The sequence below is a fragment of the Microbacterium sp. ZW3a genome (assembly GCF_057167165.1).
Map to the genome: position 1 here is coordinate 90,151 of NZ_CM169903.1, position 20,259 is coordinate 110,409.

21 protein-coding genes and 1 pseudogene are annotated in these 20,259 nt (G+C 71.4%); 6 read left to right on the top strand and 16 right to left on the bottom strand.

Annotated features, from left to right (window positions below; all coding sequences use genetic code 11):
* Positions 1–2: 2 nt before the first annotated feature.
* The 5 genes from ACU6WY_RS00450 to ACU6WY_RS00470 all read right to left on the bottom strand — a co-directional run bounded on the left by ACU6WY_RS00450 (position 3) and on the right by ACU6WY_RS00470 (position 6,535).
* Complete coding sequence (locus ACU6WY_RS00450; protein WP_483820525.1) at positions 3–137, bottom strand: hypothetical protein; 135 nt, start codon at positions 135–137, stop codon at positions 3–5.
* A gap of 63 nt (positions 138–200) precedes the next feature.
* A complete protein-coding gene (purL, locus tag ACU6WY_RS00455; protein ID WP_483820526.1) occupies positions 201–2,552 on the bottom strand; it encodes a phosphoribosylformylglycinamidine synthase subunit PurL in 2,352 nt (783 codons plus the stop codon).
* Between the two features lie 178 nt (positions 2,553–2,730).
* The gene (locus tag ACU6WY_RS00460; protein ID WP_483820527.1) at positions 2,731–5,052 is read right to left on the bottom strand and encodes an FdhF/YdeP family oxidoreductase; all 2,322 of its coding nucleotides are present in this window, start codon (positions 5,050–5,052) and stop codon (positions 2,731–2,733) included.
* Positions 5,053–5,113: 61 nt separating this feature from the next.
* Positions 5,114–5,992, bottom strand: a complete 879-nt coding sequence (gene fdhD, locus ACU6WY_RS00465) for a formate dehydrogenase accessory sulfurtransferase FdhD (protein ID WP_483820528.1) — start codon at positions 5,990–5,992, stop codon at positions 5,114–5,116.
* Between the two features lie 51 nt (positions 5,993–6,043).
* Positions 6,044–6,535 (bottom strand): DUF1990 family protein, encoded by a 492-nt coding sequence (locus ACU6WY_RS00470; protein WP_483820529.1) that lies wholly within the window; start codon positions 6,533–6,535, stop codon positions 6,044–6,046.
* Between the two features lie 485 nt (positions 6,536–7,020).
* Between ACU6WY_RS00470 and ACU6WY_RS00475 the strand changes: the two genes are divergently transcribed.
* The 3 genes from ACU6WY_RS00475 to ACU6WY_RS00485 are packed head-to-tail and all read left to right on the top strand — an operon-like array spanning position 7,021 to position 9,082.
* Entirely contained in the window at positions 7,021–8,229 is a 1,209-nt protein-coding gene (locus ACU6WY_RS00475; protein ID WP_483820530.1) for a molybdopterin molybdotransferase MoeA, read from the top strand.
* On the top strand, positions 8,226–8,810 hold the full coding sequence (mobA, locus tag ACU6WY_RS00480) for a molybdenum cofactor guanylyltransferase (protein ID WP_483820531.1): 585 nt from the start codon (positions 8,226–8,228) through the stop codon (positions 8,808–8,810). Before ACU6WY_RS00475 ends, mobA begins: the two co-directional genes overlap by 4 nt.
* Positions 8,807–9,082 carry a DUF6457 domain-containing protein gene (locus ACU6WY_RS00485; RefSeq protein WP_483820532.1) on the top strand — a complete coding sequence of 92 codons (276 nt, stop codon included), beginning with the start codon at positions 8,807–8,809 and terminating at the stop codon, positions 9,080–9,082. Before mobA ends, ACU6WY_RS00485 begins: the two co-directional genes overlap by 4 nt.
* Before the next feature lie 2 nt (positions 9,083–9,084).
* On the opposite strand, the gene ACU6WY_RS00490 is transcribed toward ACU6WY_RS00485, so the two are convergent.
* The gene (locus ACU6WY_RS00490) at positions 9,085–10,260 is read right to left on the bottom strand and encodes a citrate synthase (RefSeq protein WP_483820533.1); all 1,176 of its coding nucleotides are present in this window, start codon (positions 10,258–10,260) and stop codon (positions 9,085–9,087) included.
* Positions 10,261–10,313: 53 nt separating this feature from the next.
* Here ACU6WY_RS00490 and ACU6WY_RS00495 point away from each other — a divergent pair, with 53 nt between their 5' ends.
* Positions 10,314–11,414 carry a citrate/2-methylcitrate synthase gene (locus tag ACU6WY_RS00495; RefSeq protein WP_483820534.1) on the top strand — a complete coding sequence of 367 codons (1,101 nt, stop codon included), beginning with the start codon at positions 10,314–10,316 and terminating at the stop codon, positions 11,412–11,414.
* A 39-nt stretch (positions 11,415–11,453) separates the two neighbouring features.
* Here ACU6WY_RS00495 and ACU6WY_RS00500 read toward each other — a convergent pair whose 3' ends face one another.
* From ACU6WY_RS00500 to ACU6WY_RS00515, 4 genes are all read right to left on the bottom strand, one after another.
* Positions 11,454–11,828, bottom strand: coding sequence for a hypothetical protein (locus ACU6WY_RS00500; RefSeq protein WP_483820535.1), 375 nt, complete (start codon positions 11,826–11,828; stop codon positions 11,454–11,456).
* A gap of 135 nt (positions 11,829–11,963) precedes the next feature.
* Positions 11,964–12,716, bottom strand: a complete 753-nt coding sequence (locus ACU6WY_RS00505; RefSeq protein WP_483820536.1) for an SDR family NAD(P)-dependent oxidoreductase — start codon at positions 12,714–12,716, stop codon at positions 11,964–11,966.
* A gap of 180 nt (positions 12,717–12,896) precedes the next feature.
* Positions 12,897–13,994: a HigA family addiction module antitoxin gene (locus ACU6WY_RS00510; protein WP_483820537.1), complete on the bottom strand. Its 1,098-nt coding sequence runs from the start codon at positions 13,992–13,994 to the stop codon at positions 12,897–12,899.
* A gap of 13 nt (positions 13,995–14,007) precedes the next feature.
* A complete protein-coding gene (locus tag ACU6WY_RS00515) occupies positions 14,008–14,322 on the bottom strand; it encodes a type II toxin-antitoxin system RelE/ParE family toxin (RefSeq protein ID WP_483820538.1) in 315 nt (104 codons plus the stop codon).
* Positions 14,323–14,477: 155 nt separating this feature from the next.
* On the opposite strand from ACU6WY_RS00515, the gene ACU6WY_RS00520 reads away from it, so the two are divergent.
* Positions 14,478–14,861 (top strand): ArsR/SmtB family transcription factor, encoded by a 384-nt coding sequence (locus tag ACU6WY_RS00520; RefSeq protein ID WP_483820539.1) that lies wholly within the window; start codon positions 14,478–14,480, stop codon positions 14,859–14,861.
* A gap of 18 nt (positions 14,862–14,879) precedes the next feature.
* Positions 14,880–15,857: an SRPBCC family protein gene (locus ACU6WY_RS00525; protein WP_483820540.1), complete on the top strand. Its 978-nt coding sequence runs from the start codon at positions 14,880–14,882 to the stop codon at positions 15,855–15,857.
* A 51-nt stretch (positions 15,858–15,908) separates the two neighbouring features.
* Here ACU6WY_RS00525 and fdhA read toward each other — a convergent pair whose 3' ends face one another.
* The 6 genes and pseudogenes from fdhA to ACU6WY_RS00555 form a co-directional block, all read right to left on the bottom strand.
* Positions 15,909–17,126, bottom strand: coding sequence for a formaldehyde dehydrogenase, glutathione-independent (gene fdhA, locus ACU6WY_RS00530; protein ID WP_483820541.1), 1,218 nt, complete (start codon positions 17,124–17,126; stop codon positions 15,909–15,911).
* 213 nt (positions 17,127–17,339) lie between these two features.
* Positions 17,340–17,783, bottom strand: a complete 444-nt coding sequence (locus ACU6WY_RS00535) for a hypothetical protein (RefSeq protein ID WP_483820542.1) — start codon at positions 17,781–17,783, stop codon at positions 17,340–17,342.
* Positions 17,784–17,837: 54 nt separating this feature from the next.
* The gene (gene sufU, locus ACU6WY_RS00540) at positions 17,838–18,293 is read right to left on the bottom strand and encodes a Fe-S cluster assembly sulfur transfer protein SufU (RefSeq protein ID WP_483820543.1); all 456 of its coding nucleotides are present in this window, start codon (positions 18,291–18,293) and stop codon (positions 17,838–17,840) included.
* Positions 18,290–19,531 (bottom strand): aminotransferase class V-fold PLP-dependent enzyme, encoded by a 1,242-nt coding sequence (locus tag ACU6WY_RS00545; protein ID WP_483820544.1) that lies wholly within the window; start codon positions 19,529–19,531, stop codon positions 18,290–18,292. The genes sufU and ACU6WY_RS00545 overlap by 4 nt, the downstream gene beginning before the upstream one ends.
* A 328-nt stretch (positions 19,532–19,859) precedes the next feature.
* Positions 19,860–19,985: pseudogene (locus ACU6WY_RS00550) on the bottom strand (winged helix-turn-helix domain-containing protein); the annotation flags it as partial.
* Positions 19,961–20,098, bottom strand: a complete 138-nt coding sequence (locus ACU6WY_RS00555) for a hypothetical protein (protein ID WP_483820545.1) — start codon at positions 20,096–20,098, stop codon at positions 19,961–19,963. The pseudogene ACU6WY_RS00550 and the gene ACU6WY_RS00555, both read right to left, overlap by 25 nt.
* Positions 20,099–20,259: the final 161 nt, after the last annotated feature.

Consider the following 20,259-nt stretch of genomic DNA (forward strand, 5'->3'; position numbering starts at 1 on the left):
TCTCAGCCGAAGATCAGCGTGAGCACCGTCGCGCCGCCGCCGGTGAGGACGAGCGCGGCGATCACGACCCAGGCCGTGATCTTCACGCGGCGCTGGCGCGTGTCGTTGAACGCGGTCATGTCGTCGTCGTCGCTCATCGCGCGTGTCCTCTCGGGTCGGTTCGTGCGGCGCCGGACGGGCCCGAAGGCCCGGGCCCGGCGTCAGGCCACGGGCTCCGCGACGGTGGGTCCGAAGACGGCCGGGAGCGTCTCGGTCGACAGGCGGCGCAGCTCGGACACCGGCACGGTGAAGACGTCCTGGATCTCGAGCGTCGCCTCGACACCCGGCTCGACGTCGGTCACGCCGATGCGCAGCACCGGGTAGCCGCGACCGTCGCAGAGGCCCCGGAACTTCACGTCTTCCTCGCGCGGCACGCTCACGAGCACGCGACCGGTGGACTCGCTGAACAGGGCGGCGGTGGCATCCACGCCGTCACGCTCCATGAGCTCGGTGATCCAGACCCGGGCGCCGACGCCGAAGCGCATGACGCCCTCGGCAAGGGCCTGCGCCAGACCGCCCGACGACAGGTCGTGCGCGCTCGAGACGAGGGACTGGGATCCCGCGGCCTGCAGGAGCTCGGCGAGCTTGCACTCCTGCGCGAGGTCGACCTTCGGCGGGAGGCCGCCGAGGTGGCCGTGGATGGTCCCCGCCCACTGCGAGCCGTCGAGCTCGTCGGCGGTGACGCCCAGCAGGTACAGGTTCTCACCGGCATCCTGCCACCCGCTCGGAATGCGCGTCGCGACGTCGTCGATGATGCCCAGCACGCCCACGACCGGGGTCGGGTGGATCGGCTGGTCACCGGTCTGGTTGTAGAACGAGACGTTGCCGCCCGTGACCGGGATGCCGAGTTCGAGGCATCCATCGCTCAGACCCTCGACGGCCTGGCTGAACTGCCACATGACCTCGGGGTTCTCGGGGCTGCCGAAGTTCAGGCAGTCGGTGACCGCCGTGGGGACGGCGCCGGTGACGGCGACGTTGCGGTACGCCTCGGCGAGGGCGAGCTTCGCGCCGGTGTACGGGTCGAGCTGGCAGTAGCGGCCGTTGCAGTCGGTGGCGATCGCGAAGCCGAGGCCGGTCTCTTCGTCGACACGGATCATGCCGGCGTCGTCGGGGAAGCTCAGGGCCGTGTTGCCGAGCACGTAGTAGTCGTACTGGTTCGTGATCCACGAGGTGTCGGCGAGGTTAGGGCTCGCGACGAGGGTCGTGAACTGCGCGCGGAGGGTCTCGGCATCCGTCGCCCGGTCGAGGGTCGCGGCCGAGTCGGCCTGCAGCGCGTCGATCCAGGTCGGGTAGGCGACGGGACGCTCGTACACGGGGCCGTCGACGGCGACGGTCGAGGGGTCGACGTCGACGATGCGCTCGCCGTACCAGTCGATGACGAGGCGGCCGTCGCCGGTGACCTCGCCGAGCACGCTCGTCTCGACGTCCCACTTGCCGACGACGGCGAGGAACGCGTCGAGCTTCTCGGGCGCGACGATCGCCATCATGCGCTCCTGCGACTCCGACATGAGGATCTCTTCGGGCGTGAGCGACGGGTCGCGCAGCAGCACCTTCGACAGCTCGACCTTCATGCCGCTGTTGCCGTTGGCCGCCAGCTCGCTCGTGGCGCACGAGATGCCCGCGGCCCCGAGGTCTTGAATGGCCTCGACGAGGTCGTCGCGGTAGAGCTCGAGGCAGCACTCGATGAGCACCTTCTCGGCGAACGGGTCGCCCACCTGCACCGCGGGGCGCTTGGTGGGTCCGCCGTCGGCGAAGGTGTCGGATGCCAGGATGCTGGCGCCGCCGATGCCGTCGCCGCCCGTGCGGGCACCGAACAGCACGACCTTGTTGCCGGCGCCCGAGGCGTTGGCGAGCTTGAGGTCTTCGTGGCGGAGGACGCCGACCGCGAGGGCGTTGACGAGCGGGTTGCCCTGGTAGACGGCGTCGAACACCGTCTCGCCGCCGATGTTCGGCAGGCCCAGGCAGTTGCCGTAGAACGAGATGCCGCTGGTCACGCCGTGCACGACGCGCGGGGTGTCGGGGTGGTCGATGGCGCCGAAGCGGAGCTGGTCCATAACAGCGACGGGGCGCGCGCCCATCGAGATGATGTCGCGCACGATGCCGCCGACACCGGTCGCGGCGCCCTGGAACGGCTCGATGTAGCTGGGGTGGTTGTGCGACTCGACCTTGAAGGTGACCGCCCAGCCGTCGCCCACGTCGACGACGCCGGCGTTCTGGCCCATGCCGACCATGAGGCGGGTCTTCATCTCGTCGCTGACCTTCTGGCCGAACTGACGGAGGTAGATCTTGCTCGACTTGTAGGAGCAGTGCTCGCTCCACATGACCGAGTACATCGCCAGCTCGCCGCTCGTGGGGCGGCGGCCGAGGATCTCGCGGATCTGGGCGTACTCGTCGTCTTTGAGGCCGAGGGCGCCGTACGGCTGGTCTTTCTCGGGGGTCGCGATCGCGTTCTCGACCGTGTCGGCCAGGGCCGTGCGGTGGGCGGGTGCGGCGGATTCGGGTGAGTGGGTCACGCGGCTGAGCTCCAAGAATCGCGGGGGCCGGAACGGGATCAGTCTAGTTGGGCGCGTGATCCCGGTCTGCCGCGTGGCCTGGCCCCGGGGCCGCAACCTCAGTGATGTGCACAACCTCAGCCGCGCCGGGTCGCATCGGGCTGACGTTGTGCGAATCGCTGAGGTTGTGCTGCGGCCGCTAGGCGGTCTTCGCCACCCGCACGCGCAGGCTCTTCATCAGCGGCTGGTCGCTCTGGCGGCTGTAGTCGTCTGGGCCGAGGAGCACGTTCAGCTCGGGGAAGTAGCCGGCGGCGCTGCCGCGCGGGGTGTCGTACTCCAACGCGCGGAACGCCGTGACGCTGCGCACCGAACCGTCGCGGGACGTCGCCACGATGTCGACGAGGTCGCCCTCGGCGATGCCGCGGTCCTTCATGTCTTTGCGGTTCAGGAAGATGAGCTCGCGGATGTTCCGCACTCCCCGGTACCGGTCGTCGGCCGAGTAGATCGTGGTGTTCCACTGGTCGTGCGAGCGCATGGTCTGGAGCACCAGCACGTCGGAGTCGGCGGGAATGACGTCGGGGAGCTCGGCGAGCGAGAACTCGGCCTTGCCCGAGGGCGTGCGGAAGTCGCGCTCGCGGGCGGGCTGCGGGATGCGGAAGCCCCAGTGCTGGCGCACGAGCTCGTTGAAGCCCTCGAAGCCGGGCAGCACCTTGGACATGGTGTCGCGGATGCGGTCGTAGTCGGCGACGTACCACTCCCACGGCGTCTTCGAATCCGGCATCGTCGCACGGGCCATGCGCGCGATGATCGCGGGCTCGCTGAGCAGGTGCGGCGACGCGGGCTTGCGCGACCCGAGCGAGAGCATGACGGAGCTCATGGCATCCTCGGTCGAGATCGACTGCGGGCCCGCCTCTTGCTCGTCGCGCTCGGTGCGTCCGAGGCAGGGGAGGATCAGCGCCGCTTTGCCGTGGGTGAGGTGGCTGCGGTTGAGCTTCGTGCTGACGTGCACGGTCAGCTCGCAGCGGCTCATGCCCTCGGCGGTGAGCGCGGTGTCGGGAGCGGCCCGCACGAAGTTGCCGCCCATGCCGACGAAGACCTTCAGGTCGCCGCGGTGCAGGGCCGCGACCGTGTGCACGGTGTCGAGTCCGGGATCGCGGGGCGAATGGATGCCGCACACCTCGTCGAGCTTCGCCAGCCACTGTTCCGTCGGCTTGTGGTTGATGCCGCACGTGCGGTTGCCCTGCACGTTGCTGTGGCCGCGCACGGGCGAGGGGCCGGTGCCCAGGCGCCCGACGTTGCCGCGCAGGAGCAGGAGGTTGACGATCTCGCGCACGGTGTCGACGCCGTGCTCGTGCTGGCTGACCCCGAGGCACCAGCTGATCACGGTGCGGTCGGCGGCGAGGTAGACGTCGGCGGCGGCGCGGATCTCGGTCTCGGCGAGGCCCGACTGGGTGACGAGGTCGTCCCACGCGGTGGCCTCGACGAGCGCGCGGTACTCGTCGAACCCGTGCGTGTAGCCGTCGACGAACGCGCGGTCGAGCACCGAGGGGTCGGTCTCGGCGGCCTCGAACACGACCTTGGCCATGCCGCGCACGAGAGCGAGGTCGCCCCCGGGCCGCACCTGCAGGTTCATGGTGCTCGTGGGGTGGTCGGTGAAGGTCGCCATATCGAGGATCTCGTGCGGCACGATCGTGCGGGTGGCCGCGACCTCGCGGAGCGGGTTCACGTGCACGACCTGGGCTCCGCGCTCGACGGCCTCGGCGAGGCTCGTGAGCATGCGGGGGGCGTTCGAGGCCGCGTTGACCCCCAGGACGAACAGCGCGTCGCAGTTCTGCCAGTCCTCGAGGTCGGCGGTTCCCTTGGGAGTGGCGAGGGATGCCGTGAGGCCCCGGCCCGAGCCCTCGTGGCACATGTTCGAACAGTCGGGGAGGTTGTTCGTGCCGAGCTCGCGCGCAAACAGCTGGTACAGGAACGAGGCCTCGTTGCTCAGGCGCCCGGAGGTGTAGAACGCCGCCTGATCGGGGCTGTCCAAGCCCTGGAGGTGCTCCCCGATGAGGCGGAACGCGTCGTTCCACGAGATCGGCACGTAGTGGTCGGTCGCGGCGTCGTACGCCATCGGGCCCACCAGGCGTCCGGCATCCTCGAGGGCGAAGTCGGTCCACTCCGCGAGCTCTGCGACGGAGTGTTCGGCGAAGAACTCCTTGCCCACGCGCTTGTGCGTCATCTCCCACGTGACGTGCTTGATGCCGTTCTCGCAGATGTCGAGGGTGACGCCCTTGTCGTCGGGCCACGCGCACCCGGGGCAGTCGAAGCCGCTCTTCGGGTGGTTCATCGTGAACATCGCCTTGGTGCCGGCGATGGGCTGACGCTGCTCGAGCAGCACCTTGCCGACCGTGAGCGCGGCGCCCCACCCCGCGGCGGGGTGCGCGTACGCGCCGGTGCTCGACCAGTCGCCCGAGACGGCGGGACCGAGGCCCCCCTGGCGCGGTGCGTCTTTCATCAGCCCGAACGCGTCACCCATGCTCACCCTCCGATGATCTCGGCGCCGAGTCGATGGCATCCATACTCCGAGCGCCCTCGGGTCAGCGTACGCCCGACGCCTCCTCGAGGGAGGGGGTTGTGGACGGCGCGGCGACGCGGTCGGCACGTGTGTAGAGGTTCATGCTGCCGCCTCGGACGAACCCGGCCACGGTGAGTCCGGCCCGCTCGGCGAGCTCGACCGCGAGCGACGACGGGGCCGAGACGGCCGAGAGGATCGGGATGCCGGCCATCACCGCCTTCTGCACCAGCTCGAAGCTCACGCGGCCCGAGACCTGCAGCACGGTTCCGCGCAGCGGCAGGCGGTCGTTGAGCACGGCCCAGCCCACGACCTTGTCGACGGCGTTGTGTCGACCGACGTCTTCGCGCACGACGAGCAGCTCGCCGGTGGCCACGTCGACCAGGGCGGCGCCGTGCAGACCCCCGGTCTTGTCGAACACCTTCTGCCCCTCGCGGAGGCGATCGGGGAGCGCCGCGAGATCCGCGGCGGAAATCTGGATGCCATCCGTCGCCACGTCGTACGACGACACCTTCTCCACCGCCTCGATGGAGGCCGTTCCGCACAAACCGCACGAGCTCGTCGTGTAAAAGTTGCGCGTGATGTCGGGGGAGGGGAGCGCCACCCCGGGCGCCAGCGTGAGATCGAGGACGTTGTAGGTGTTGCCGTCGGCGCCGCCCGTGCCGGGGCCGCCGCAGTGGATGGCCCGCGCGAACTGGTCGCCGCGGTGGATCACGCCCTCCGACACCAGGAATCCGGCCGCGAGCTCGACGTCGTGTCCCGGGGTGCGCATCGTCACGGCGAGCGGCGAGCCGGCGACGCGGATCTCGAGCGGCTCCTCGACGGCGATGGCATCCGGTCGCACCCGGTTCACGCCGTCGAGGGTGATGCGGGTGACCCGGCGAGAGGTCGTGAGGCGGCCCACGTCAGAACCGCCGGCGCGAAGTGGGGGACATGCGTCGAGCGTACGCCCGGGTCAGCGCACGCGGCCCGGCAGCAGGGTGTCGAGGTAGCGCTGGGTCATGCGTCTCTGCACGAGCCGGTTCACGGGGCCCGCGAGGCGCGTGAACCAGCGGCCCGGCCGCGAGAACGCGGTGATCGCGAAGGTCACCTCGCCCGACGGGTCCAGGGTCAGCGCGAAGCGCTCCTCGCCGCACTCGGGGTGCCCGGGCAGCGAGCCGTACGCGAAACCGGCGTGATCGTCGTCGCGCGCCGCCCACACCACCAGACACGGGATGCCGAACGGCCCCAGCCGCATATCGAACCGGGTTCCCGCGCGCAGCGGTGTCTCGGAGAGGTGCACCCGCGCTCCGGCACGGCGCTGCACGTCGCCGGACAGCAGCGCGTCGGCGGCCTGCGCGAACACGGCGCGACCGTGCCCGATCACCCGCTCGGCGCGGACGTGGTGGTACCCGGCGGGGAGCGGACCCGCCGTTGCGCCGATCTCGGCGTAGGTCAGGTCGGTCATGCGGGCCACGGTACTCGGGGGCGGGGGGCTGGGGTCGGGGGGGCGCTGCGGGAGGGGCTGCGGAGGGGCTGCGGAGGGGCCGGGGTCGCGGGAGGGGCCGGCGCCGGGGTCGGCGGGAGGGTGTGGGGTCGGGGGAGGATGGGTGGCGGGTGTGGGTCCTCCGTGCGGCCCAGGCCCTCCGGTCGTCACCCGCGCGGCGCCGGCCCATGGGGTCCGGGTCGGTCGGCTGGGGGCAAGGTGTGCCGGGGTCGGCGGGAGGGTGTGGGGTCGGGGGAGGACGGGTGGCGCGTGCGGGTCCTCCGTGCGGGCCAGGTCCTCCGGTCGTCACGCGCGCGGCCCCACCCGCGCGCGGGCACCCGCACCGCGCGAGCGCCGCCGCACCCGCGGGAGCAACCGGCGCCCCCGCCCCGCGACAACACACCGGATGCCACGGCCCGCGCCTACGCTGACAGCATGCGCCTCGACATGCCCACGGTCGGAGCGCCGTGATCGAGGTCTCGGCGCACCTGGCCGCGATCCTTTCGGTCGTGGCGCCCCTCGACGCCGAGGAGCGCCCCCTCGATCGTGCTCGGGGCCGGGTGCTGCGGCATCCGGTGATCGCCGCGGTCGACGTGCCGGGCTTCGACAACTCGGCGATGGACGGCTTCGCAGTGCGGTTCGCCGATGTCGCCACGGCGCCCGCCGACCTGCGCGTGGTCGCCGACCTCCCGGCCGGGATTGACGCGAATCCGCCCCTCGGCCCGGGCGAGGCCGCGCGGATCATGACGGGCGCCCCCGTGCCGACGGATGCCACGGCGATCGTGCCCTTCGAAGACACCCGCGACGGGCTCGCCGGGTCGCTGTCGTCGACCGAGGTGCTCCGCGCCCCGCGCGGCCCCGGCGCGCACGTGCGCCGTCGCGGGTCGGACACGCGGGCCGGGCAGACGGTCGTCGCCGCGGGGCTGCGGCTCACGGCCGCGCGGATCGCCGCGATCGCGGCATCCGGGGTGCCGTCGGTGCGGGTGGCGCGGGCGCCGCGGGTGGCCGTGGTGTCGACGGGGTCGGAGCTGGTCGCGCCGGGCAAGCCGCTGCGGCGCGGGCAGATTCCGGAGTCCAACAGCCTGCTGCTCGCGGGCCTCGCCGAAGAGGCCGGTGCCAAGGTGGTGCTGCGCACGAGCGTCGGTGACGACGGCGACGGCCCGCGCCGCGCGATCGCCGAGGCCGAGCGGCTCGGCGCCGACGTCGTGGTGTTCTCGGGCGGGGTGAGCGCGGGAGCGTACGAGGTGGTGAAGAACACCCTCGGCGACCTGCTGACGTTTACGCAGGTGCGCATGCAGCCGGCGCGGCCGCAGGGCTTCGGACGGACGCCGGCGGGCACGCTCGTGTTCGGCCTCCCCGGCAACCCCGTGAGCGCGGCGGTCTCGTTCGAGGTCTTCGTGCGGCCGGCGCTGCGCGCGCTCGAGGGCGATGCCGACCTCGGCCGCCCCACCGTGCGCGTGGCGCTCGCCCAGGGCTGGCGCGTGCGCCTCGACCGCGCGCAGTACGTGCCCGTGCGCCTCGACCGCACCGACCCGGCCCGGTGGCGCGCGGTGCCGCCCGTCCCGGGCACGCGCGGATCGACGCGGGGGCTGGGGGATGCCACGGCCTACGCCGTGATCCCGCCGGGCGAGCGCGACCTGGAGGCGGGCGACACCGTCGAGGTGCTGCTGCTGTGAGCGTCGAGGCGATCCTCCTCGCCGGTGGCCGCGGCTCCCGGGTGGACGGGGCCGCGAAGCCGCTGTTCCGCCTCGGCGGGACGACACTGCTCGCGGCCGCGATCGCCGCCGCGCGGGCCGGCGGGGCGGAGCGGATCGTCGTCGCCGCGCCCGTGCTCGACCCCGCGCTCGACGTGGAGTGGGTGCGCGAGGATCCGCCCTTCGGCGGACCGGTCGCGGCAGTGGTCGCCGCGCTCGCCGCCGTCCGCGCCGACGAGGTGCTGCTGCTCGCGTGCGACCTCGTTTCCCCGGCCGGAGCGGTCGCCGCGCTCCCCCCGATCGCCCCCGACTCCGACGGCGTGTGCCTGGGCGAGGGCGGCAGACCCCAGTGGCTCACGGGCCGGTACCGTGTTGCGGCGTTGCGCGAGGCGGCATCCGTTCTGCCCGATCAGGGGCGGGATGCCGCGATGCGGACGCTCCTCGGCGGGCTGCGGATCACGGTGGTCGAGGCGCCGGCGGGGGTGTCGGGCGACATCGACACGTGGGACGATCTGACCGCGGCCGGGGGATCGGCCGCGCGCGAGCCCGAGGAGGAACCGTGACCGAATCCCGCACCCTGCCCCCGGAGGCGCTCAACGACTGGAGCGCCACGCTCGCCGAGCGGTTCGGCCTGGCCGAGAGCGACATCCCCATCGCGCTGATCCTCGACCTCGCCCGCGACGTCGCGAACGGCGTCGCCCGCCCCGCCGCCCCGCTCAGCGCTTTCGTCGCGGGGCTGGTCGCCGGCCGCGCGGGCGGGACCCCCGCCGACACCGAGGCCGCGGTGGCCGCGGTCGTGGAGATGGCCCGCGGGTGGGAGACGAGCCGGGGCTGAGGTCAGGGCCCGACGTACTCCCCGCGCGGGCGCAGGCGCATCGCCGGCTCGCCGTACTCGGCGGCGATGTGGGAAATCCAGCCGGCGAGGCGCCCGTGCACGAAGATCGCGCTCGCCGCGTCGGCGGGGAATCCCGCCGCCACCGTGATCGCGGCGAGGGCGAGATCGACGTTCGGCCGGAGCCCCGAGCGGGCGGCGACGAGATCGATGAGGGCGGTCGTGGCATCCCGGGCCCGGTCGCCGTGCGGAAGATCCGCGATCAGGGGGAGCAGCGCGTCGGCGCGATCGTCGGTGCCGTCGTACAGCGGGTGCCCGAACCCCGGAAGCCCGCGCCCGTCGTGCACGGCCTCGGCGAGGGCGCGCTCCGGCTCGGCGCCCTCGGAGACGCGAGCCAGTAGGCGGGCCGTGCGCGTCGCCGCACCGATATGCAGCGGTGAATCCGCGGCGCCGAGGGCGGCGGATACCGCGGCGTACCCGTCGGCGCGGGCCGACGCGGCGACCCGGGCCGCGAAGGTCGAAACAGCGAGATCGTGGTCGATGAGGAGCACGAGGGCAGCGTTGACGGCGCGGACGGTCGCCGGATCCGGGGCACCCCACGCCCCGGCGAGTGATCGCGCGAGGTCGTCATCGTCGGGGCCGCCGAGGGCGCGGGGGATCCCGGTCAGCAGGGTCCAGCCGATGCGGTGGAGCGTGGCGGAACCCGCGTCGTGGCGCAGCGGGTCGGCGGCGCCGAACCCGACCACGGCCGCACGGATCCGATCGAGCGCTCCGGCGCCCGGGCCGAGAGCGTCGACCAGAGTGGATGCCGCCGAGATCGCGGCATCCGGAGCCTTCTGCTGCGGCGCGTCCCACAGCCACGCGACGACCTCGGCGAACGGGCGGTCGATCAGATCGCGCGCGCGGCGCCCGCGGTAGAGGAGCTCGCCGTCTTCGATGTCGGCGATGTCGGTGCGCACCACCATGAGGGGCATCCCCGTGGTCGGATGCGCGGGCGGGCGGGCTGCCGCGCGACGGCGCGACACGGCGAAGGCCTCGATCTCGAGCGCGTCGAACGTCGACCCGTGCGCGTTGCGCGCACGGTGGAGCATCCCGCGCGAGACGTACGCGTACAGGGTCGCCGGCTTGACGCCCAGGCGCGCGGCGGCCTGGGCCGCAGTGAGGCGGGGGAGCGCGTCCATATTGATCCGATCAACGTTGACGGTGTGAGAGTCATGTTCGCACACTGGGGCGCATGAGCCAGCTGATCGATGTGCCCCGGGGACTCAACGGGGTCGTGGCCGCCGAAACCGCCCTCGGCGACGTGGACGGCGTCGCCGGCGTCTACCACTACCGCGGCCGCTCGGCCGTCGAACTCGCGCGCGAGCACACCTTCGAAGACGTGTGGCATCTGCTCGTCGTCGGCGACCTGCCCGACGACGCTCAGCGGGCGGACTTCGCCGGGAAGATCGCCGCCGCCGCGGCCGATCCCGTCGTCGCCCCGATCGTCGATGCCGTCGCGGCACACACCGACGACCCGCTCGTCGGGCTGCGCGCGGCGTGGCCGCTGGTGGCATCCGCCCGCCGATCCCGTCCGCTGTACGACCTCGACGAGGATGCGCGCCGGGGCGAGGCGATCGCGTTCGCCGCGGTGACGCCACGTGTGCTCGCCGGGGTTCGCCGCGGTCGCGCGGAAGCCTCGACGGGGCGGGGCGTGGTCGCCGACTATCTGGCCGCGGTCACGGGTGCCGAGCCCGATGCGGCGCACGTGCGCGCGCTGACGGCGTACCTCGTCGCGGCGATGGACCACGGCTTCAACGCCTCGACGTTCACCGCGCGCGTGATCGCGTCGACCGGTGCCGACATGGCCGCGTGTCTCGGGGGAGCCGCCGGTGCGCTGTCGGGTCCGCTGCACGGGGGTGCTCCCGCGCGAGCGCTCGAGAGCATGGAGCGCGCGGGTGACGACCCCGAGGCGTGGATTCGCGCGGAGCTTGCCGCGGGCCGCCGACTCATGGGGTTCGGGCACGCCGTCTACCGCACCGCAGACCCACGGTCGGAACTGCTCCGAGAGGTCGCCGAGGGGTTCGGTGGGCCGCGCGTGGAGCAGGCGCTGGCGTTCCAGGGGGTGGCCGAGCGCCTGCTCGCCGCGCACAAGCCCGACCGTCCGCTGCGCGCCAACGTCGAGTTCTACGCCGCCGTGGTGATGGAGGAGTGCGGTATTCCGCGCGAGATGTTCACGCCCACGTTCGCGCTCGCGCGCACCGTGGGGTGGACGGCGCACGTGCTCGAGCAGGCGCGCGACCCGAAGATCATTCGTCCGGCGGCCCGGTACGTCGGGCCGCCCTGGACCGGGTGAGCGGATGCCGTGGCCCGTGGGCCGCGTGGCGCCCGCGGTTCAGCCCACGAAGTCCGACGCGCCGAACAGGCCGATCGTGATCGAGAGCAGGAACGCGGCGACGCCCGCGATGAAGCCGGCCGCGGCGAGCTCACGTGCCATGCGGGCATTGAGGCTGAGGATGCCGGTGACGAACGACACCAGCGCGAGCGCCCAGATGCCGAGCTGGAACCACCCCAGTTGTTCGAGGTCGGCGACCGCGCTGACCGACACCAGGAAGATGTGCCAGGCGACGACGATGCTGCCCGTCACCAGGGCGATGACGGATGCCACCCTCAGGTCGCCCTTCGGCGTGGGGGGAGCAGGGGGTCCGGGCCGCGGCGGCACGCGCATCCCCGGCTCGAGCGAGTCGGGGAGGTCGTCGTCGGCGGGCATGAGTCGATCCTGACAGGTTCTGGGCCGGGGCGGGGAGGATGCGCGTGCTGACAGGCGGGGCCACCGTTGTCGGTGGCGCCCCGACGGCGCCGCGCGCGGCCGGTCGGAACTCGAGGCCGCGCGCGGCATGCCGGGTCAGGCGGCGGTGTAGCCGCCGTCGACGAGGTGGTAGCTGCCGGTGACGAAGCTCGCGGCGTCGCTGGCAAGGAACGCGATGAGGTGCGCGACCTCCTCGGGCTGCCCCAGGCGTCCGATGGGGTGCTTGCCCACGAGGAACGCCGTGGTGTCGTCGTCGAGCGCGCTGAGCAGCGGGGTGTCGATGAAGCCGGGGCCCACGGAGTTCACGCGAACGCCGTGCGCCGAGTACTCCAGCGCGGCCGTCTTGGTCATGCCGACGACGGCGTGCTTGGCGGCGACGTACGCGGGCGACGTGGCGAAACCGACGCTGCCGAGGATCGACGCGATGTTCACGACGGAGCCGCCGCCGTTGGCGAGGATCGAGGGGATCTGCACCTTCATGTTGCGGAACACGGCGTTCAGGTTGATCGCGATGACCTTGTCCCAGGCCTCATCGTCGTACTCCGCGGTCGGAGCGGCCGCGCCACCGATGCCGGCGTTGTTGACGCCGATGCGCAGCGGGGCGAGGGTGTTGGCGAGCTCGATCGACGAGGCGATCCAGTCGCTGTCGGTGGCGTCGCCGACGGAGGCCTCGGCGGTGCCGCCGGCGGCGCGGATCTCGTCGACGACCGCGTTCGCGTTGTCGGCGTTGAGGTCGTTCACGACCACGGCGGCGCCGTTCTGAGCCAGGAGAAGGGCGGTCGAGCGGCCGATTCCGCTGCCACCTCCGGTGACGATCGCCGAGCGGTTCGAGACGTCGTACTGAGCCATTGTGGGCTTCTTCCCGGGCGGGCACGGTGCCGGGAGATCTTCTCGGACGGTCCGTCCTTGTTCTTCGAGCCTATGCCCGCGGGAGGGATGTGGATGCGGGTGAATGGATTTCGGACGGGGTGCAACAACAATCGGTGGTCACAGCCGAGCAATTGAGTACCGCTACCGCGAGGGGTCGACTTACTCGATGAACGTACCCGCCAGGTCGACGCAGAGCTTGTTCCCGTAGCTGTGGTCGAGGAGACGCCGGCGGTGCATTTGGAGCACGGCAACCCCGGGTGCCACTCCGACCTCCTGCGCCTTTTGCGCGATCTCACGATCTCGCGAGAGTCCGCGGAAAGGTGCCAAGCCGTCTGGCCCGAAGAGGAGTTCCATTGCGAACGCGTTGGCTGCGGTTTCTGCAGCGCTGTTGCGCTTCTTCTCGGTGCGGTATTCCACGTGCATCTCGCCGCGGGGATCGTTGAGAACGTGGCCCAACTCGTGAAAGAGAGTCCAGATGACGAACCCGTCCTTGCCCCAGCGCCCGGTTTGCTGAATGACCGGAACTCGCTTGTCGATCCACCTCGTCATGCCCAGCAGCGGGAACTTCTTGGGGGGCTCGACGACCATGAACACCACGCCGACATCGGCGAGCATGTTGGCGATGTCGCGAAGCATGGTCGAATCTGGCGTCGCTGCCCGGACGCGGAGACCGGGAAGTGCCGTCCGGAGACGCTCCGGGTCGTACTCGAAGCTTCGACCACGTTCGAAGCGCTCGCTCAATTCCGCTGAGCGCAGCCAGATGGTGAGCAACGTGCGGGGGACTGTCGCGCCAGAGTCCTTCAGCGCGGCGAGGGCATAGTCGCCTCGTGAAGCAGTCTCATGCAGGTGCTCGTAGGCCTCCCAGGTTCCGCACCTGTGAAAGGCAAGGAAGTCTGAAACCAACTTGCCGGGGGAGCGCTTCGTTGCATCGGTCGCACCGAGGCTTCGAAGGTAGGCCACCGCGGGTGGCTCAATCTCATCCGCGTGGGTCGCGAGGTTCTCCTCGTCAGCGATACGAGCCCGATCCGCCCTGTAGAGCGCCTCATACTTGAGCCAGGTACCCGCCGGGATTCCTACCACGCGTTCGAGACGCATGGCGGTGTCGCTCGTGATGGGCGCGCGGCCATTCACGATCTCGTTGACCTGCTTCCGGCTGCTGCCGAGCAATTCTGCGACGCGCTGCTGCGACAGGCCCTGCTCTTCGATCCACTCCTCGAGGTACTCGCCTGGAGCGACGGCGTAGTTCGTCGCGGTCATCGCCTTTCCTCTCTCAGTGTCCGTAGTGGTTGGAGATCTCGATCACGGTGACGATCCCGGCTGACGTTCCGTCGTCAGAACCTTCGGGTCTGACGAGCAGCCGGTAGTTCGGGCTGAGCTTGCCCGCCCATTGGCCAGTTCGGTTCGCGCTGAGTGGATGCCAACGCCCCAGAGGGTCGCTTTCGGGGAGTTCGTCGACGGTCTCCGCCGCCTCGAGTGCCTTGAGGCGGAGTCGGAGCTTGTCGGCGATGTCCGCGCGCTTCCGCCGCATCTCGCGCTCGTCCGTGCAGAGCTTCTCGAGCTTGTTGTCTTCGTACCGTACTTCCAAAGGGTGTCGCCGATCTCGTTACCGCGACTCGGGTGTCACCGATCTCGTTACAGAGTAGCGCATCGCGGTCGTCGCAGAGGGGCTGTGGAAACCCGTCGAGCACCCGATGGGAAAGGCATTGCCCGCGCCCGCGGTCACTGCTAACGTCCAACCAAATGGTTGAACAACCCGCCCCCACCGACGCCGACATCGACCGCGTCTTCCACGCGCTCGCCGATGCGACGCGCCGCGACATTGTGCGGCGCACGCTCGTCGCCGAGCAATCGGTGTCGGCGCTCGCCGCGGGCTACGCGATGTCGTTCGCCGCGGTCTCCAAGCACGTCGGGGTGCTTGTCCAAGCGGGTCTTGTGCGGAAGCGCGCCGAGGGGCGCGAGCGGCTCGTGCGCGCAGACCCCGCCGCCCTCGCGCGGGTGCAAGACCTCCTGCGCTCGTACGAAGACCTCTGGCGCGGACGCATCGACCGCCTCGACGCGCTCCTCGCCGAAGACCCCGATGCCTCGGCATCCGGCATCCACCCTTCGACCACGACCGAGAACTGAAAGACGAAGGAGTCCCTCATGCCCGTCACATCCGTCGAGACCGACACCGAGTCGCTCACCATGACCCTCGTCGCCGACTTCCCGGTCGGCCCCGAGCGGCTGTGGTCGGTGTTCACCGATCCGCGCCAGCTCGAGCGGGTGTGGGGCCCTCCCGGGTGGCCGTCGACCTTCGACCAGTTCGACTTCGCCCCCGGCGGTCGCGCGACGTACCGCATGACGTCGCCGACCGGCGAGAGCGCGAACGGCACCTGGGAATTCCTCTCGATCGATCCGCCGCGCGGATACGAGGTCATCGATTCGTTCGCCGACGACGACGGCGAACCGCTCGAGACGATGCCGGCGATGCGCATGGCGCTGACGTTCGAGGCGACGCCCGAGGGCTCGCGTCTCACGAGCGTGTCGCGCTTCGCCTCGGCCGAGGCGCTCGAGCAGGTCGTGGCAATGGGTGTCGTCGAGGGCTCGACCCTCGCGATGAACCAGCTCGACACCGTGCTGCACGACCTCCGCGAGTACGCGCAGGGCCAGGGCACGCGCGTGGAGATCCTGAGCGATCAGCACGTGCGGATCACGCGGCTCATCGACGGTCCGCGCGATCTTGTGTGGCGCGCGCACAGCGAGCCCGAGCTCATGCGCCAGTGGATGCTCGGACCCGACGGGTGGCGCATGTCGGTGTGCGAGGTGGATCTCTCGGTCGGCGGCGCCTACCGCATCGCGTGGGAGCCCGAGCCCGGCACCGAGGGGGAGGGCTTCGGCTTCGACGGCGAAACCCTGCTCATCGACGCGACACGCCGCATGGTGCAGACCGAGCACATGACCGACACCGACCTGCCGACCACCACCAACGACCTTTCCCTCTACGAGGAAGACGGCGCGACGCTGGTCACAGTCCTGATCGAATATCCGGATGCCGCCACCCGCGACGCCGTGCTCGCCACCGGCATGGCCGACGGCATGGAGGAGAGCTTCCGCCGCATGGAGCGGGTGCTCCTGGGCTGAACGCCGAGGGCGGCGGGCCGAACGATCCGGCCCGCCGCCCCCGGTCGCGGCTCACGTGTGGATGTAGCCGTTCGGGTTCAGCACGTACTTGCGCGGGGCGCCCTTGTCGAAGTCGGCGTAGCCCTGCGGAGCCTCGTCGAGCCCGATCGGCGTCGCGTTGACGGCCTTCGCGATCTGCACCTTGTCGTGCAGGATCGCCTGCATCAACTGCCGGTTGTACTTCATCACCGGGCACTGGCCCGTGGTGAACGACAGCGACTTGGCCCAGCCCAGACCCAGTCGCAGCGACAGCGATCCGACCTTCGCGGCCTCGTCGACTCCGCCCGGGTCGCCCGTCACGTACAGACCCGGGATGCCGACCGCGCCGCCGGCCGCGGTCACCTGGAACAGCGAGTTGAGCACCGTCGCGGGTGCTTCGTGTCCGGCATCGGCACCGTGGCCGCGTGCCTCGAAGCCGACCGCGTCGACCGCGGCATCCACTTCGGGAACCCCGAGGATCTGCTCGATCTGCTCGCCCGGGTCGCCCTTCGAGACGTCGACGCTCTCGAATCCGAGGGAGCGGACCTGTTCGAGACGCTCCGCGTTGAGGTCGCCGACGAGCACGGCGGCGGCGCCCAGCAACTGTGCGCCGACGGCCGCGGCGATACCGACCGGGCCGGCGCCGGCGATGTATACCGTCGAGCCCGGGCGGACCCCGGCCGTGTACGCGCCGTGGAAGCCGGTGGGGAAGATGTCGGACAGCATCGTCAGGTCGAGGATCTTCTCCAGCGCCTGCTCGCGATCCGGGAAGACCAGCAGGTTCCAGTCCGCGTACGGCACGAGGACGTACTCGGCTTGACCCCCGACCCAGCCGCCCATGTCGACGTACCCGTAGGCGCTGCCCGGGCGTTCGGGGTTGACGTTCAGGCAGATGCCGGTCTTGCCCTCCTTGCAGTTGCGGCAGCGGCCGCACGCGATGTTGAACGGCACCGAGACGATGTCGCCGACCTTCACGAACTCGACGTCGGGGCCGACCTCGATGACCTCGCCGGTGATCTCGTGGCCGAGAACGAGTCCGGCCGGGGCCGTGGTGCGCCCGCGGACCATGTGCTGGTCGGATCCGCAGATGTTCGTCGAGACCGTCCGCAGGATCGCGCCGTGCGGCACCTTCCTGCCGACGTTCGCCGGGTTGACGCCCGGCCCGTCCTTGAGCTCGAACTCGGGGTAGGGGGTGTCGATGACCTCGACGACCCCGGGTTCCATGTACGCGACTGCCTTGTTCCCAGACATCTTCGTCCTCTCCGGCCGATCGCCGGCCGCTCGTTTCCTGCAGGCAGGGTCAGCTGACCCATCCGACGCAGCGCGCGGCCCTGCGGCGACACGACACGACGGATGCCTTCACCCAAACCCGCCGATGGAGGGGCGTCAAGATGGGTGCGGACGGCCGGCGCGGCGCGTACGCTCTGCACCTTCCGGGCGAACAGGCGACGGGCCGGGGGGCCGTCAGGCCGCCGGCGCGGCCCGGCGCACGAGCGCGCGCAGTTTCTGCTCGACCTCGGGCGTCACCTCGAGCACCGCGTACGACACCGGCCACATCGGGCCGTTGTCGAGCTGCGCGGTCTCGTCGAAGCTCACCGTGCCGTAGCGGGTCGCGAACTTCGACGCGGGCTGGAAGAACACCACGACCTTGCCGTCCTTCGCGTAGGCCGGGAAGCCGTAGAAGGTCTTGGGACTCAGGTGCGGAGCCTCTTCGAGCACGATCACGTGCACGCGCTCGGCGATGGCCCGGTCGGTGCCCTCGAGCTTCTCGATGGCCTCGAGGCACGCCTCATTCTCTTTCACGAGCTTCGCCAGGCCCTTGAGCCCCTTCATGGCCTTCAGCTCTTCGGCGCGCTGCTTCATCGCCGCGCGCTCTTCGTCGCTGAATCCCGCTCCCGTGGTGGCCATGGCATCCGTCCTCTCCTGCGTCTGACCGCAGACTAGCGGCGCACCGGGTCGGTGTCAGGCCTGGCGCAGCCCCTCTTCGAGCGCGACCCACGCGAGCATCGCGCACTTCACGCGCGCGGTGTACTTCGAGACGCCGGACAGCGCGGCGGCGTCGGCGAACGTCTCCTCGTCGAGGGGGATCTGTCCGCGCGAGCGCAGGGCCTCGCGGAACTTCGCGATCAGGGCTTCGGCGTCGGCCTTCGGCATCCCGTCGTCTCCGCCGTCTTCGCGCAGCAGCGCGACGAGCATCGAGGCCGAGGCCTGCGAGATCGAGCAGCCCGCGCCCTCCCAGCTGACGGATGCCACCCGGTCGCCGTCGACGTCAACGCGCAGGGTGACCTCATCGCCGCAGATCGGGTTGCGCTGGTGCACCGTGGCGCTGTGCGCGCCGGGGTCGGCCAGTCCGAAACCGCGGCGGTTCTTGGAATGGTCGAGGATGAGCTCCTGGTAGAGCGACTCGAGCCCGCTCACGCGCTGACTCCGAAGAACGCCCGCACGCCCGAGACGGCGTTGAGGAAGGTGTCGATCTCGGCCTCCGTGGTGTGGATCGCGGCACTCGCGCGCACCGACGCGGTCATGCCGAAGCGGCGGTGCAGCGGCTGAGCGCAGTGGTGCCCGACCCGCGCGGCGACCCCGCGGGAATCGAGGAACTGCCCCACGTCGTGCGCATGGACCCCCGCAACCTCGAAGGCCTGCAGGGCGACGCGGTCGGCGGCATCCGTGTCTCCGAGTAGACGGATGCCATCGATCGAACGCAGCCCCTCGCGCATGCGCCGCTCGAGGGCGGCCTCGTGCGCGTGCGCGGCGTCGAGGTCGAGGTCACCGAGCCAGCGCACCGCCGCGGCGAGGGCCACGGCCTGTGACACCGGCTGCGTGCCGGCCTCGAAGCGCTGCGGCGGCGGGAGGTACTCGGCCGTGTCGAGCGTGACCGTCGTGATCATGGAGCCGCCGGTGGTGAATGGCGGGAGGGCGCCGAGCACTTCGTTGCGGCCCCAGAGTCCTCCGACGCCGTAGGGGCCGAAGATCTTGTGCCCCGAGAACGCTGCGAGATCTACGCCGAGGGAGGGGAGGTCGAGGCGCAGGTGCGGCGCCGATTGGCAGGCGTCGAGCACCGTCAGCGCGCCGACGCTGCGGGCCAGAGCGACGAGCTCGGCGACGGGGTTCACGATGCCGAGCACATTCGAGACGTGAGGAAAGGCGAGGACCCGCGTGCGCTCGCCGACGAGGGTCGCGGCGGTGTCCATGTCGAGCGTGCCGTCGTCGTGGACGGGGATGTGCCGGAGGCGGGCGCCGGTCCGGGCCGCCAGCTCCTGCCACGGGAGGAGGTTGGCGTGGTGCTCGGCCTCGGTCACGACGATCTCGTCGCCCTCGCGGAGACGCCCCGCGTAGCCGAGCGAGCCGGCGACGAGATTGAGGCCGGCCGTGGCGCCGCTCGTCCAGACGAGTTGCTCCGGCTCGCCACCGACGAACCCGGCGACCGTGGCGCGGGCGTCTTCGAACAGCTCGGTCGCCTCGGCCGCGAGGAAGTGCGCGCCGCGGTGCACCGCCGCGTTCGCGTGCTCGAGGAAGTCGCGCTCGGCATCGAGTACCGCGCGCGGCTTCTGGCTCGTTGCGGCGGAATCGAGGTAGACGAGGGGGCGGCCGTCGACCTCGGTGCCGAGGATCGGGAACTCGGCCCGCACCGCGGCCACGTCGAAGGGGAGTGTCACCCCTCCAGGCTACGGCGTGGCGCGCGGCTGGGCGCGGCGGCGGCGCTGCGCCGCCGACCCGCCCGCCCCGGCCGCGGGTCTCACGCCGAGGCCGCCCCGGGCGGCGGAGGGCCAGCCCAAACTCCTGAGTTTCTGTGCCTTCGGCGCTTCACGGCGGCGCGGAGAACCACGAAGGCGCGTTATCTCAGGAGTTCGGCTCCGGTCGCGACCCCGCCGGCGACCCCGGCCCCGGCCGCGACCCGGCCGCGACCCGGCCCCGGCCGCGGGTCGGCCGCCCACCGACCCCGCCGCTGCCGGCCGCACCCCGCCGGCCCACCCCCGCGCGGGCCTACAGCACCAGCCGGTACCCCATGCCCTGCTCGGTGAGCAGATGCGCGGGCGCGGAGGGCTCGGCCTCGAGCTTCTTGCGCAGTTGCGACATGTACAGCCTCAGGTAGCCGGAGTCGGCGACCTGGGGTGCGGGGCGGGAGCGCCGGGCTGCGGGCCCAGCTTCTCGACCCCCCGGGCGACGAGGGCGACCAGCGCAAAGAGCGCCAGGATCGCGGCGAGGGCGACGACATCGAGCACGATGACTCCAGGGTCAGGAGGACCGCGCGGTGCGCGGGAACCGCGGGGCGGCACGTGTGTCGATGCAACTCCCGTGCGCGGGGGCATCCCGCCGTCCTTACGGTTTCCCTACGGCCCACCGACGGACGCATACGCCTCGCTTACGCGGTCGGTATTCGCTC

What these genes read in the sequence shown, in the direction of transcription:
- ACU6WY_RS00450 (WP_483820525.1), bottom strand. Translation starts at nt 137, where the DNA reads ATGAGCGACGACGACGACATGACCGCGTTCAACGACACGCGCCAGCGC.
- ACU6WY_RS00510 (WP_483820537.1), bottom strand. Translation starts at nt 13,994, where the DNA reads ATGACCGCGACGAACTACGCCGTCGCTCCAGGCGAGTACCTCGAGGAG.
- ACU6WY_RS00470 (WP_483820529.1), bottom strand. Translation starts at nt 6,535, where the DNA reads ATGACCGACCTGACCTACGCCGAGATCGGCGCAACGGCGGGTCCGCTC.
- ACU6WY_RS00495 (WP_483820534.1), top strand. Translation starts at nt 10,314, where the DNA reads ATGAGCCAGCTGATCGATGTGCCCCGGGGACTCAACGGGGTCGTGGCC.
- ACU6WY_RS00535 (WP_483820542.1), bottom strand. Translation starts at nt 17,783, where the DNA reads ATGGCCACCACGGGAGCGGGATTCAGCGACGAAGAGCGCGCGGCGATG.
- ACU6WY_RS00520 (WP_483820539.1), top strand. Translation starts at nt 14,478, where the DNA reads ATGGTTGAACAACCCGCCCCCACCGACGCCGACATCGACCGCGTCTTC.
- ACU6WY_RS00505 (WP_483820536.1), bottom strand. Translation starts at nt 12,716, where the DNA reads ATGGCTCAGTACGACGTCTCGAACCGCTCGGCGATCGTCACCGGAGGT.
- ACU6WY_RS00525 (WP_483820540.1), top strand. Translation starts at nt 14,880, where the DNA reads ATGCCCGTCACATCCGTCGAGACCGACACCGAGTCGCTCACCATGACC.
- ACU6WY_RS00490 (WP_483820533.1), bottom strand. Translation starts at nt 10,260, where the DNA reads ATGGACGCGCTCCCCCGCCTCACTGCGGCCCAGGCCGCCGCGCGCCTG.
- ACU6WY_RS00460 (WP_483820527.1), bottom strand. Translation starts at nt 5,052, where the DNA reads ATGGGTGACGCGTTCGGGCTGATGAAAGACGCACCGCGCCAGGGGGGC.
- fdhA (WP_483820541.1), bottom strand. Translation starts at nt 17,126, where the DNA reads ATGTCTGGGAACAAGGCAGTCGCGTACATGGAACCCGGGGTCGTCGAG.
- ACU6WY_RS00500 (WP_483820535.1), bottom strand. Translation starts at nt 11,828, where the DNA reads ATGCCCGCCGACGACGACCTCCCCGACTCGCTCGAGCCGGGGATGCGC.